Source organism: Mesobacillus sp., from assembly GCF_057785455.1.
Map to the genome: position 1 here is coordinate 1 of NZ_JBYNSB010000058.1, position 13,133 is coordinate 13,133.

Annotated in this window: 16 protein-coding genes and 1 pseudogene; all 17 read left to right on the forward strand. The window is 40.4% G+C overall.

Annotation, left to right across the window (positions count from 1 at the left end):
- The first annotated feature begins 344 nt into the window (after positions 1-344).
- The 17 genes and pseudogenes from AC3EBE_RS21130 to AC3EBE_RS21210 all read left to right on the forward strand — a co-directional run bounded on the left by AC3EBE_RS21130 (position 345) and on the right by AC3EBE_RS21210 (position 12,946).
- Complete coding sequence (locus AC3EBE_RS21130) at positions 345-782, forward strand: GNAT family N-acetyltransferase (RefSeq protein ID WP_488597001.1); 438 nt, start codon at positions 345-347, stop codon at positions 780-782.
- Between the two features lie 92 nt (positions 783-874).
- Complete coding sequence (locus AC3EBE_RS21135; protein WP_488597002.1) at positions 875-1,348, forward strand: NUDIX domain-containing protein; 474 nt, start codon at positions 875-877, stop codon at positions 1,346-1,348.
- Positions 1,349-1,391: 43 nt separating this feature from the next.
- On the forward strand, positions 1,392-1,889 hold the full coding sequence (locus AC3EBE_RS21140) for a GNAT family N-acetyltransferase (protein ID WP_488597003.1): 498 nt from the start codon (positions 1,392-1,394) through the stop codon (positions 1,887-1,889).
- Between the two features lie 157 nt (positions 1,890-2,046).
- Positions 2,047-2,418, forward strand: coding sequence for a DUF2500 domain-containing protein (locus tag AC3EBE_RS21145; protein WP_488597005.1), 372 nt, complete (start codon positions 2,047-2,049; stop codon positions 2,416-2,418).
- A gap of 117 nt (positions 2,419-2,535) precedes the next feature.
- Positions 2,536-2,874 (forward strand): hypothetical protein, encoded by a 339-nt coding sequence (locus AC3EBE_RS21150; RefSeq protein ID WP_488597006.1) that lies wholly within the window; start codon positions 2,536-2,538, stop codon positions 2,872-2,874.
- A gap of 32 nt (positions 2,875-2,906) precedes the next feature.
- A complete protein-coding gene (locus AC3EBE_RS21155) occupies positions 2,907-3,386 on the forward strand; it encodes a hypothetical protein (protein WP_488597007.1) in 480 nt (159 codons plus the stop codon).
- Between the two features lie 15 nt (positions 3,387-3,401).
- Complete coding sequence (locus AC3EBE_RS21160; protein ID WP_488597008.1) at positions 3,402-3,857, forward strand: hypothetical protein; 456 nt, start codon at positions 3,402-3,404, stop codon at positions 3,855-3,857.
- Positions 3,858-3,910: 53 nt separating this feature from the next.
- Positions 3,911-5,320, forward strand: a complete 1,410-nt coding sequence (locus AC3EBE_RS21165; protein WP_488597009.1) for an HD domain-containing protein — start codon at positions 3,911-3,913, stop codon at positions 5,318-5,320.
- A gap of 224 nt (positions 5,321-5,544) precedes the next feature.
- Positions 5,545-6,832, forward strand: a pseudogene (locus AC3EBE_RS21170) (histidine--tRNA ligase).
- A gap of 77 nt (positions 6,833-6,909) precedes the next feature.
- Complete coding sequence (locus AC3EBE_RS21175; RefSeq protein WP_488597010.1) at positions 6,910-7,335, forward strand: VOC family protein; 426 nt, start codon at positions 6,910-6,912, stop codon at positions 7,333-7,335.
- 328 nt (positions 7,336-7,663) lie between these two features.
- Complete coding sequence (locus AC3EBE_RS21180; protein ID WP_488597011.1) at positions 7,664-8,224, forward strand: DEAD/DEAH box helicase family protein; 561 nt, start codon at positions 7,664-7,666, stop codon at positions 8,222-8,224.
- Between the two features lie 46 nt (positions 8,225-8,270).
- Positions 8,271-8,861 (forward strand): DUF899 family protein, encoded by a 591-nt coding sequence (locus AC3EBE_RS21185; RefSeq protein ID WP_488597012.1) that lies wholly within the window; start codon positions 8,271-8,273, stop codon positions 8,859-8,861.
- 18 nt (positions 8,862-8,879) lie between these two features.
- Positions 8,880-9,317: a GyrI-like domain-containing protein gene (locus AC3EBE_RS21190; protein WP_488597013.1), complete on the forward strand. Its 438-nt coding sequence runs from the start codon at positions 8,880-8,882 to the stop codon at positions 9,315-9,317.
- A gap of 72 nt (positions 9,318-9,389) precedes the next feature.
- Entirely contained in the window at positions 9,390-10,349 is a 960-nt protein-coding gene (locus tag AC3EBE_RS21195) for an MBL fold metallo-hydrolase (RefSeq protein WP_488597014.1), read from the forward strand.
- 104 nt (positions 10,350-10,453) lie between these two features.
- On the forward strand, positions 10,454-11,185 hold the full coding sequence (locus tag AC3EBE_RS21200; RefSeq protein WP_488597015.1) for a class I SAM-dependent DNA methyltransferase: 732 nt from the start codon (positions 10,454-10,456) through the stop codon (positions 11,183-11,185).
- 10 nt (positions 11,186-11,195) lie between these two features.
- Positions 11,196-11,669, forward strand: a complete 474-nt coding sequence (locus AC3EBE_RS21205; protein ID WP_488597016.1) for a GNAT family N-acetyltransferase — start codon at positions 11,196-11,198, stop codon at positions 11,667-11,669.
- A gap of 14 nt (positions 11,670-11,683) precedes the next feature.
- Positions 11,684-12,946, forward strand: a complete 1,263-nt coding sequence (locus AC3EBE_RS21210; RefSeq protein WP_488597017.1) for a S41 family peptidase — start codon at positions 11,684-11,686, stop codon at positions 12,944-12,946.
- Positions 12,947-13,133 lie beyond the last annotated feature (187 nt).

Sequence of the window (13,133 nt, forward strand, 5' to 3'; positions counted from 1 at the left end):
CTCTGTTAAACAAGGCTGTTGATTTTCGTTCCAGGCGCTTCGCTTTCCTCGGGGCGTGCGGTGAGCCTCCTCGTCGCTCTGCTTCTGCGGGGTAAAATGGCCCTTCTTCTCAGGCCATTTCTACCTAGGTCTCACCTGCCCGCTAAATCCCGAAGGAGTCTACGCGCCTTCCACTACAATCAACAGCGTTTAAAAATCAACATTCAGCTTTAACTGAGCCAATTTTTTAAACAAATTTGAATAGTCCTTACTAGTAGGTAACTAGCTGTGAATGAGCATTACTTAATGAAAAAATCATTAACCTAAAACTTGTTTTAAAGGATTGGAAGAGGAGAGCGTGATTTATGGTAATAAGAAAACCAACCGACTTGGAATATAAAAAGGTATTATCACTTTCGCCACAAGCATTGTTTGAAGGTACATTAGGCGAGTTAAAACCTTCAGATGATAAGGTCAAACAACTTGTTGAACCATTAGCGCAGAAAGGAAGCTATTATTTAATTGCAGCTGAAGATGATGATCTAATGGGGTGGATTCTTTTAGGAACAAGTAAAAATCCTTTTACTGAGAAGAAATATGGGTTCATTTATGAATTGTTTGTTTTAGAGGAATTTAGAGGGAATGGAATCGCAAAAGAATTGATGGAGACTGGCATCGAACTTCTTAAGGAAGATGGATATACAGAGGTTCGGTTAAGTGTATATGCAGGTAATCAAGCTATTAAACTCTATGAAAAATTGGGATTCAAAAATCGTACCATTACAATGAGTATGACCATTTAAAACAACGATCTTATTTAATAATTATAATCAGGTCAAAGGAGAACTTAAAGGATTGTTAAGAAGTAATTCGGGCGATGAATGAAGGAGAAATCATGGAACAGACAATAAATTATAAGCTTTGGACAGTCTGCATGGTTCAAGATGAGGATAGGGTGTTGCTGCTCGACAGGCAGCATGACAGTTTTCAAGGATATATACCGCCTGGCGGAAAAGTCCATTTTCCGGAAAGTATACTGGAGTGTGCAATACGGGAGGTCAAGGAAGAGACTGGTTTGGAGGTCAGCAATCTAGTTTATAAAGGGATATACGAGTATGTGAACCCGGTAACAAAGGATCGTTACATGATATTCAATTATATAACCCAGGATTTTAAAGGGAGTTTGATCGAAAATGGACCAGAAGGGAAACCTTTGTGGTTTACCATTGATGAAGCTATGAAGCTTCCGATGCAGGTGTCCATTCGCAGGCGCTTTCCACTATTCTTTCAGGAAGGTACGTTTGAAATTCATGTGGAGTGGGATCACGATCAGAATCGTGAAGGAGAAGTAAGCATCAGGCATACATAATAAGGCAGTACAAAGATAAAGGCCAGTTAGGGGCGAGAATGGGATGTCGATTGTGGAAAAGAGTGCAGTAACATTAAATTTTTTTAAATCGGAATATCTTCCTTTATTAGAGGGCTACCATCTCCATGATGAACAGCAGAAGTACACAGCAATGCCGTTAGAAGCACTAAAAAGCTGCGAACTGGAGGAGGATAGGCATCCAATTGCAATTTTTCATGGCAGCCAGCTTGCGGGATTTTTTGTGCTGCATGGCTGGGAAGGTGTAAAAGCATACAGTGATAATAAGAATGGTATCCTGTTAAGGGCATATTCCATATCCAGTCTGTTTCAGGGAATGGGGATCGGCAGAGAAACCATGAAATTCCTCCCATCCTTTGTGAAGGAACATTTCCCCAATAAAAATGAAATCATTTTAGGGGTCAATCATGCGAATATGATAGCACAGCAACTGTATCTAAAGGGCGGTTTTAAGGACAAAGGAATTCGTGTTATGGGAAGGCAGGGCGAGATGCTCATCTTGCATAAGGAGTTAAAATTATAACTTAAAGTTATGCAGCTTATGTTCTTTGAATAACATGTAACAATTCTAAGAAAATGGTTGAGCTGTATGTCCAGAACAGCATGAAAAACTGAATCTTTTCTCTAATATAAACGTAAAACATTTGAGGGAAATCTGATTGGGGCCGGAGGTGAAAAATATGATGTCAGCAGGACCGGGGGACTTTATGTTCTCAGCTGTACCGTTATTTATTGGTATTATTTTTATTATTGTTATTGGTGTCCTTATTTTTACCATATTGAAAGGTGTTTCCACGTGGAGTAATAATAACAAACAGCCACAACTAAACTCCAATGCAAAAGTAGTATCCAAAAGAACCAGCGTACGCGGAGGCGGGGAAACACGTGTTCATAGTTCCTATTTTGTCACCTTCGAGTTTGACAGCGGCGATCGGCTTCAGCTTCAGGTGAATGGTGACCAGTATGGAATGCTTGTTGAAGGAGATTATGGCGAACTTCGTTTCCAGGGAACGAGGTATTTAGGTTTCAGCAGATATCAACATGAAGAATAACCAGAATGTAAAGAGCTGTCAGCAGCTCTTTTTTTGTTTCAGGTTAAATCCATATTCCCTAATGATTACGCAGATTTTGGAAATACTAGTACAAAATCACCCTAGGAGGAAAACTCGTTGCCACGGAAATCTGCAGTTTCAAATGAGGAAACAGAGAAGGAATCAGCAGGAGATACAGCGGGAACCAACAATGAGGCCCTTGCCAGAGCAAAGGAACAAATTGAAAATCTCAACCGCCTGTTAGCGGCTGTCCTCAATTACCTGTCTGATGATGAGGTTGAAGTGATCGACATTGATTATTTGCTGAATAATACCGAAGGACTTCAGGAGTGGTGGGATCAATACAAAGAAAGAAACCGGAAAAAAATTGAGGAAGAAATCAAAAAATCCCTTGGCAGCCTTTCGATTGAAGAACTTGAAAGCATACAGGAGAAGATTAAAGCAAAAGACAAGTAGGCATACCCTAAAAAAATACAAAGGATTTGCGTATGATTGGACTTCTTGTTTCAGTTATTATTTTTAATCTTATTGCATTCAAACTGAATAAAAGACTGACTGCAAGCCAGATTGTTCATATATGGACATTTACAACAGCATTTCAGAATCTCTTTGATTTGATTGTGGAGTTTAAGTTCCATGGCTACTGGTACTTTAAAAGCGGAGTTGATTGGCTAGGACTGATCCCCCGGAGTGCCTTGATTCCGCCAGTGAATATCATTTTCCTTAATTTCTATCCCTTTGGAGAAAGTGTTATTAAGAGGGTAGTGTTTTTCAGTCTTTTTGTTGCCGGCATTCTTATCTATGAACTGGCAGCCCTTTTGCCCGAACCGTGGGGGTATTTCCATTATGGATGGTGGAAAATTGAATATTCCTTTTTTGTTGACCCAATCATTTTACTATTTCTGCTTTGGTTTTATAAATGGATCGTTCGTCTTGAAAGCAAGACTAAGGAGAACAATTGCTCCTGATAAGGTGGTTAGAAGATGTATTGGCTTCCATATGTTGTCCTGATGGTCAATATAGTGATTATTTGGCTGATGCCCAAAAACTTAACGAAACTGGAGATTTATATAAACTGGATTGTGATTGCCTTAATCAATCTTAGCACTGATATTCTTCTCAGTTTTTATTTTGAATTGTACGAGCTTGCAGGACCTGGTGTGCAGCTCTCTGTCCATATCATTGAACTCACCCTTGCTGCGTCCTTCGGTATTATATATCTTAATTTCATGCCAAAGGAACTTAAAGCCTTCGTACTATATTTGGCAGGCTGGCTGTTATTTTCTCTTATTCTGGAGTTTGCACTGGTGAAATTGGACTTCCTGAGATATTTCACATGGAAATTATCCTATTCTGTTCCATACTATATAGCTGCTTTGCTATTTACTCGCTGGCATCTTCATTTCATAAGGAAAAATAATCATAGAAATAATCCATGAAATTTGCATTGTTAGATGGTAAAATAATGCAAATAAGCATTGGAGAAGATGCCATGATAAACGTTCTTAAGGAAGAATTAAAAGATGCTGCAGCTTACTTGGATACCAATGAATTAGAGCTTTTTAATCAAGCAATCGATTTTGCTGAGCTGGCACATAGCGGGCAGATGAGAGCAACTGGAGAACCTTATGTCATACACCCCTTTATCGTCAGCAAAATATTATTGGATTATAAAGCTGATGCCACTACCTTAATATCCTCCTTGCTTCATGACGTGGCGGAAGATACTCATTATTCTGTTACCGATATCGAAACTCGATTTGGCACTTCAGTTGCAGCGATTGTTAACGGGTTGACGAAGCTGGATAAAGGCTTGCTTGAAAAAGAAGCCTACAGCGCCAGCAACTTTGAAAAGTTGTTGTCTGCATCAGCAGCAGATATCAGAGTGGCAATCGTCAAAATTGCCGACAGACTGCATAATATGCGCACGCTAAAGGTGAAGAAAACAGAAAAGCAGGTTCCCTATTCAAATGAGACTCTAGTGTTTTTCTCGCCTTTAGCACAACGTTTAGGACTTGTGGAAATCCAAAAAGAACTGGAAGAATTAAGCTTCCATTATTTAAACCGACAAAAATATAAAGGTGTAAGGAAGCTCCTGAACAACTATCATTTAGTTTTTACCCAATTATTTAAACTGAGCAGCGAAAAAATAAAAGCAGCATCCACAGAAATGAAGCTGAATACCGATTGGTTTGAGTTGCCAATCTATAAGTCGTATTCACTGTTACAAGAAGGTGCTCCACTTTCCGATCTATTTACTATTGAAATTATAACGAATGATGACCTGCAATGTTATACAGTTCTCGGTATCATCCATAACTTGTTCGAACCCCTGAAGGACCATTTTCGGGATCATATCGCTATTAAGAAAGGTTTTTTCCATGGAGGATTGGTAACGAAGGTTTACATCGAGCAGTTTGAAGTAAGATTTGAGGTCAAATCAAAGGAAATTAAAAACATGCAGCAGCTTGGGATTTTCAGTCTTTTGAAATCCGGAATGCTGGAAGAGGACATTCAACAACTAAGCAGAAGCTTACTGCGGGATTCCATCCAGTCCGTCAAGTCGATCACGAATGATCCTGTCGAATTCTATAATTTAATTTCCTTCGAACTGATGCAGCGGGATATAACCGTCTTTACGCCCAAAATGGATGCCGTATCTCTACCAGAGGGTTCATCCGCCATAGATTATGCCTTCCATCTAAATTCACAGCTGGCAAAAAAGATGACCGGAGTAAAGGTCAATGGAAATCAAGTTTCGTACCATACTTTGTTAAAAGATATGGATATAATTGAAATCCAGACAGGCATAGAGGACGTGGTAGATGAGGATTGGTTTAATCATGTACACACCTCCAAAGCACAAATGGAAATTATGGAAATACTTGCAAAAAAGAATTGAATGTAGCATTTGAATATGATACAGTATTTGAAATTAGAGGTGATTTAAATGATATTCATTAATTATTCCCTTGCATCATCACAATCACATCATATCAAGTAGCCTTGCTATCCGATTTTTTAAAATCGAACATAGGAAGGCTATTTCTCATAAAACCGTATTGATTAAGTTCTTATCCTTAATCGGTGCGGTTTTTTATTTTATCCAAATGGGAGGTCATAGAAATGAAAAAGATGGAATATCAGAACGTAAGAGGTACAGTTGATTATTTGCCAGATGCCGAGGTGGTTCGCAGAAAAGTAAAGAGGACTTTAGAGGATGTCTTTATCAAATATGGCTGCAAGCCGTTAGAAACACCCATTTTAAATTATACAGAACTCTTGGCATCGAAATACGGCGGAGGTGCTGAAATTCTTCAGGAAATGTACACACTGACGGACCGAGGTGAAAGAGATTTAGCGCTGCGATACGACCTTACCATTCCGTTCGCAAAGGTGATTGCAATGAATCCTACCTTGAGAATGCCTTTTAAAAGGTATGAGATCGGCAAGGTTTTTCGCGATGGACCAATCAAGACAGGGAGGTTCCGGGAATTCACCCAATGTGATGTGGATATAGTCGGGGTTGATTCGCAAATGGCCGAGGCAGAATTAATGCAGATGGCCTTGGATGCATTTGAAAAGCTTGAAATGGATGTATTAATATAACAATCGTAAATTGCTGACTGGCATGCTTCAGGCTTTCGAGACTCCCCCTTAAAAAATCAACCAGGTGGTTTTGGTTCTGGATAAGCTTGAAAAAGTCGGTCTGGAAGCTGTTGTAGGCGAACTCCAGGAACAAGGCTTGGCCCAATCCACAATAACGCTTATCAAAAACTTCCTGACTGTTGAAAGGAATATATTCTATAGCTATTTTGAAAGTTATTCCGAGAAAAATGATCAAGTAAAACAGGGGCTCTCTGAATTAGAAGAGTTAAATGATTATCTAAAATTTCTAGGAATCGATGGAAAGTGTGTATTCAATCCATTCTTGGCCCGGGGTCTCGATATTTACACAGGAACTATATATGAAATTTTTCTGGCAGACAAAAGAATCAAATCCAGTATTGGCAGCGGCGGTCGGTATGACAACGCCATTGGAGGATTGATTGGCACTAATGAAAGCTTCGCTACAGTAGGGATTTCATTTGGCCTGGATGTCATCTATACCGCTATGAGCACAGCAATTGAAGAACCAGATTCGGATTTGGACTTTTACATCCTTCCGATTAACACCTACAGGGAATCTTTATTGGCTGCTAAATATTTGCGTGACAAGGGATATAAAGTCGAGGTTGAAATGGGGAGGAAAAAGCTCAGGAAAGCACTAGATAAAGCGAACAAGGAAAAAGTAAGGCAGGTCATAATCATCGGGGAAGAGGAAGTCAGAAAGAACATAATCAAAATCAAGGATATGGTAACGGGGGAAGAAAGGGAGGAGGAATTCATGTATTTTAAACCTTCATCTAATTAGGATGGAGAAATGTAGATATTTGGAAAGGGGATTTTTGTCGCAAGTCGAATACTTATTCAAGGAAAGGTGGTTTTAATATGGAAGGCAAATTACTCAGGGTTGGAACAATTTATATTCCTGTCAGCGATGCAGCTCGTTCTGCTTCATGGTATGCCGAAAAGCTGGATGCGCAAATCAGCTATCAAGATGAGGACAAAGCAATTGTCAACCTGGCAAATATGAGCTTTTTCCTCATCAAATCCGAGGGGCAGAGTTCAAACTTTACAGATAGTCACGGGGCGGAGAGATTTGCTGTGACCTTTGAGGTTAACGGCTTGGAGGCCCTGGTTAAATTACACAGCGAGTTTTCGGAAAATGGTATACAAGTCGGTGCGATTGAGGACAGAGGACATGCGGGCAGGAACTTCGTCTTTTCTGATCCAGATGGGAATAGGTTTGATGTCTGGAGCGAGCTTAGTCCGGAATTTAAGGAGAAGACATTATTGATTGTTAAAGGGCTATAAGAATCGTTTCGCAATAAATAAACAATTTCGCTATAAAAATGGGATCTGGCTTTAGTATTTTTTTTGATATGGACTTCATCAATGTTGAATTAAGATCCTGTTGATTGTAGTGGAAGGCGCGCAGACTCCTTCGGGATGTAGCGGACAGGTGAGACCCCGCAGGAGCGAAGCGACGAGGAGGCTCACCGCACGCCCCGAGGAAAGCGAAGCGCCTGGAACGGAAATCAACAGCCTTTTATTAGAAAGCCTTTTTTAAAAAACCTTTTTTAAAGCGGATTTTTCTTTCAAAAATCTATAAAATATCAACAAAGTTTAAAGGAGAAAGTTGATGAAATTCGTATTAATATTTGGCCCGCAGGCTGTGGGCAAGATGACTGTCGGACATGAACTGGAGAAAATAACGGAATTAAAGCTTTTTCATAACCATATGACAATCGATCTCGTGAATCCCTTCTTCGATTACGGCACAAAAGAGGGAAAAAGATTAGTATCCCTGTTTCGTGAGGAAATTTTCGAGGCGATGGCAAGAAGTGATCAATACGGAATGATTTTTACCTATGTCTGGGCTTTTGATTTAAAGGCAGACTGGGAGTATGTAGAGGATGTCACGAGAATCTTTGAATCCCAGGGTGGAACGGTTTATTTTGTAGAACTGGAAGCAGAGATTGCAAAAAGGATTGACCGCAATAAAACGCCACACCGACTGGAACATAAGCCAACCAAGAGGAATATTGATTGGTCGGAAAGTGACCTGCTGGAGTCGGTTGAAAAGTATCGCTTGAATTCCTTTAAGGGAGAAATACAAAATGAGAACTATATAAGAATTGATAATACTGACCTGAGCGCTGAACAAGTCGCAAAGATAGTTAAGGAACGATTTGATCTTTAAATGGATTAGGGGCACGGGATCTGTATCTGAAGGAGTGAGCATTAATATGAATTCTACTGATAAGCAAAATGAACTGCTGGAACAAGAAATTGAAAATAAAGAAAAAGAACTGATGCAAGTCAAACGGGAACTGGCGCAGTTACGGAAAAAACACCCCAAGTTTGCCGTTCAAGACTATTCTTTTACAAATACTGAGGGTGAAGAGGTTCTGCTTAGCGATTTGTTCGGTGATCACAAAGAACTAATCGTGATTCACAATATGGGGAAATCTTGCTCCTATTGTACTCTTTGGGCTGATGGATTCAGCGGCTTTACTCAACATCTTGAAAATAGGGCGGCCTTTGTGCTGACAAGTCCTGATGATTACAAGACGCTAGCGAACTTTTCGAAAGCCAGAGGCTGGACTTTTAAAAGTGTTTCGACCAGGGGGACTACCTTTAAAGAGGATCTCGGGTTTAGAGATGAAAAGGGATATTTACTTCCTGGCGTTTCCATTTTGGTGAAGGATGAGGATGGCAGCATAACGCATCATTCCAAAGCAGCCTTTGGTCCTGGCGATGATTACTGCAGTATATGGTCCTTGTTTGATCTTTTACCTGAAGGAAGCAAGGGATGGAGTCCGAAAAATAGTTATTGAAAAAGGAGCGTGGACAAGATGAGTACAGTTGTTACGATGGAGTTCAAATTAGCAGGCCAGAAGAATAAGGGGTTATTCAAGGATTATGCAGCACTGGTTCCGCAGGCGGCACATCGATTTTTAAACACTGCAGCCGGCATTCCGAAAGCAGGCAATGAAGTAACCATATATGAACCTCGCAGAAATGAAAACCATGAAGAAGGCCTATTTTATGTTGGTCTTTTAGTTGATCAACAACCTGATAGATTGCCAGAAGGGATCGAATATCTTGAGGTACAGCATACATATGCAATGACCAGGGGGAACGGATCAGATATAGGCAGCTTATATTCGATGTTGGATCAATGGGTTGCTGAGCAAAGCCTGACTAGGGCTGCACAAGAAAATTTTATTGTGGAAGTGTATTATCCGGTTTCTGGCGGCGAAGAAGTTGAAATCTATATTCCTATTAGTTAATTGTTAGTGAATACCAGCTGAATAGTAACTATCTAATCGACCTGCAAGGGCAATTATATCTGAAGGGAACTAATGATGAGGGATCAAGTAAAGGAAATAACAAAAACCGAGTACTTTTCAATTTATTCTATCAAGCCCGGCGTATACGCAGCGATTGCTTACCCAGGAAAAGGGGCTTGGAGCAACGCTGGTTTTGTAGACCTTGGTGATGATTTGATTGTTTTTGATGCCTTAAGCACTCCTTCGGCTGCATACGAATTAAGAAAACAAGCTGAGGGAATTACCGGAAAGAAAGTAAAGTACCTGGTGAACAGCCATCATCACGGGGATCATACCTTTGGAAATCAAGTGTTTGAAGATAGCATTATTATTTCAACGGCGATGACACATCAGTTAAGCAAGGACAAGAATACGATAGGTGATCTAGAAACTGAACGGAGAGAAATGAAGGAGTATCTAATCCAACTCCAATCCCAAGTCGAAGCTTCCAAAGATGAAGTTATAAAGTATAGCTTACTAAATCAATATAATGAGATGTCAAAGGTGTTAGATGACCTTCCTATATTGACGATGGTATTACCTTCATTATTATTTGAAGAGAAGCTAGTAATTGAAGGGTCCATGCGGAGGGTTGAATTGCATTGCTTAGGCGGGGGCCATACAGCAAGCGATACTTTTATGTATTTGCCTGATGACAAAATAGTCTTTATGGGTGATCTGCTTACAGAAAATCTGCACCTGCCAATATATGACCCGGAATCTTTTTTAACGATTATAAATAAAGTTAAGCAAAAAGACATTGAGATATTTGTTCCTGGTCATGGAGCAATAGGTAATGAGCTCCTGCTCGATGAATTAATATCGTATTTATCCTTTTTGATAGAATCAGGAATAGAAGCTCAGTCACTAGAATATTCACTTGAGCAATTTATAGAAAAACTCAAAGTGCCCGATCAATATAAACATTGGAAGGGGACAAAAGGAATAAAGGGCAATCTTGAGCAAGTTTATAAATTTTATTCCAAGAGCTAGTTGCAAGTTTCACGGCTAGCCATTAATCTTTTCCCTCTTGCTTCTTTCCAATATTATGATAAAATATTGAAGATTTGTCATCCTTTACAAATGGAGGGAATTAGATGGAGTTTCGCGGAGCATCTGTTTATGATGAAAGAGATTTTTTCGAAAGCTATCTGAGGCGCAGTTCAAGGATTGAGAGTCCTAATAATGCGATCGAAAAACCTGTTTTGATGGAGTTAATTGGTGATCCACAAGGTTTGACAGTATGCGACCTGGGATGTGGTGGTGCCGAAATAGGGGTTGAACTGCTTCAAAATGGAGCCAATAGCTACACAGGTGTGGAAGGCTCCAATAATATGGCTGAGATTGCAGCTAAGAATCTTGGAGGGATGACAGGCCTTATTCAACAATCCTCGATGGAAGAGTGGAAGCCGAACCTCAACCAATATGACTTGGTACTTTCGAGATTCGCGCTGCACTATCTGGCTGATTTGGAAAGTGTGCTTGAGAAGGTATATAACACCTTGGTCACGGGTGGAAGGTTCATCTTCAGTGTTCAGCATCCAGTGCTGACAGCATCAACGAAAAGTGCCGAAGCTTCAGGAAGAAGAACCGACTGGATCGTTGATGATTATTTTAACCCCGGAGAAAGAGCTGAGCCATGGATTGGCAAAAAGGTGATTAAATATCATCGCACCACAGAAGAATATTTTAGACTTTTAAAACAGTCCGGATTTACGGTTGAAGATTTGAGAGAAGGTACTCCACGGCCTAACAATTTCAAAGATGAAACTGAGTATGAGCGCCGGAAGCGAATCCCTCTAGTACTAATATTCTCTTGTTCCAAATAAGTGAGGTCAAATGATGACAATAAGATCAGCAACCCTGGATGACCTTATAGAAGTATTGAATATCTTAAATAAAGCAGCGAAAGACTTACATAATAAAGGAATTAATCAATGGGAATACCCCTGGGATGAAAAAGAAATTCGTCAGCAGCTCCAAAGCAAGTTTCTTTATATCCTCTCAAAAAATGAAAAGGGCGTGGGGACCTTCGGAATAAGAGAGCTTCATAGTTTGAGGGACTGTGTCATTGAACCAGGCAGCAATTATCTCTTCCAAATTGCGATTCTTCCTGAATATCAGGGGATGGGCTATGGCAAAGTGATAACAGACTGGGCCTGTACATATGCAAAGGAGCGCAAAATACCTTTGTATTTGGACTGCTGGGCAGGCAATGACAAATTAAAAAACTTTTATAAAGAGAACGGCTTTCGGTATATGGGTGATTTTCCAGAAGAGGATTATTACATAAGTGTTTTTAAATATAAATAAACAGGAGGCGCAATATGGAAGCCATTTTTAAAGAAATCGTCCATATTATGCATCATGATTATGCCGGATGGAAGGACAAAGCAGGCTGGGATGACCCAGCTTATTTTTTGAATAAATTGAAGGACGCAGAACCATTGGATAATGAAAGCTTTGAGCTGACGGTGAAGGAGTATTTGCTAGATTTTAATGATCGGCATATCTTTTTCAAAAATACCAAGGCAACAGAGAAGAATACAGGTTACAGAGGGTTCAAGGTCAGGCGGTTTGAAGACCGTTTGTATGTAACAGAAGCAAAAGAGGAACAACGGGTTAAGATAGGCTGGGCTTTCAAGACTTTAGGCGGCTTCACCATTACTGAACTGAAGGAAATGCACGCAAAGCTGCTGGCTGAAAATCATCCTGAACGGGAAAACTGGACACCGATTCTTTCATTATATAATACTGGTGAATTAGAAACAGAAGACGGCCAGGTCATTAAGGTTGATTTTCAATTATATGATAAAACCGAGTATATACCTGAATACTCGGTGAAACAGCTTAATGAAACAACCTTGCTCATGACGATGACTGATTTCGATAATCCTGATGCCATACTGGAAATGGCAATCAATCATCATGAATTGCTGAGCTCGGCTAAAAACTGGATCATTGATGTGCGAGTTAATTATGGAGGCAGTGATACAAGCTATTTTTGCCTGCTTCCATATTTGATGCCTGTTGAAGGTGTTGAGCTTGCGGATAAAGAGGAGCGGATGCTGTTCAATTGCACGGAAGCGAATGCTGAAAGACAACTGGCCGGGCTGTCAGAACAGATGGAGCTGGTTAAAGACACACAAGCATTGAATTTCTTGCATGCCTGGGAGCGAGAATGGGTGCGCAATAAAGGCAAGGGATTTGCAGAATTCAATTTTGATGACTTTCTGCCAGATACTTTTGTTAAAGGGTTAAGCAACCCTGAAAGGATTATCGTTCTTGCGGATGTATTCTGCGGGAGTGCAGGAGATTCATTCGTTGAGAATTGCAAGAAGTCAAATAAAGTGACTGTGATAGGCAGAGCAACAGCTGGCTTGAATGACTATGCGAATTTGACAAGGAAGAGCTGGGAGGAAGGATATGAGTTATGGTATCCAACTTCAAGGCTTTCAAGAATCGATCAAGAAAATGGGATGACAGGGAAAGGAATACAGCCTCATATTTACATCCCATGGACACCAGAACATCTTGAACGGGATGTGGATTTGGAAGCTGCTTTCGATTTATTGGAAAGGCCGTGTTAAACTGAATGTAGATTTTTAACCCTGTTGATTGTAGTGGAAGGCGCGTAGACTCCTTCGGGATGAAGCGGGCAGGTGAGACCCCGCAGGAGCAAAGCGACGAGGAGGCTCACCGCACGCCCCGAGGAAAGCGAAGCGCCTGGAACGAAAATCAACAGCCTCGTTTAACAGAGCCAAAATTAAATATAAA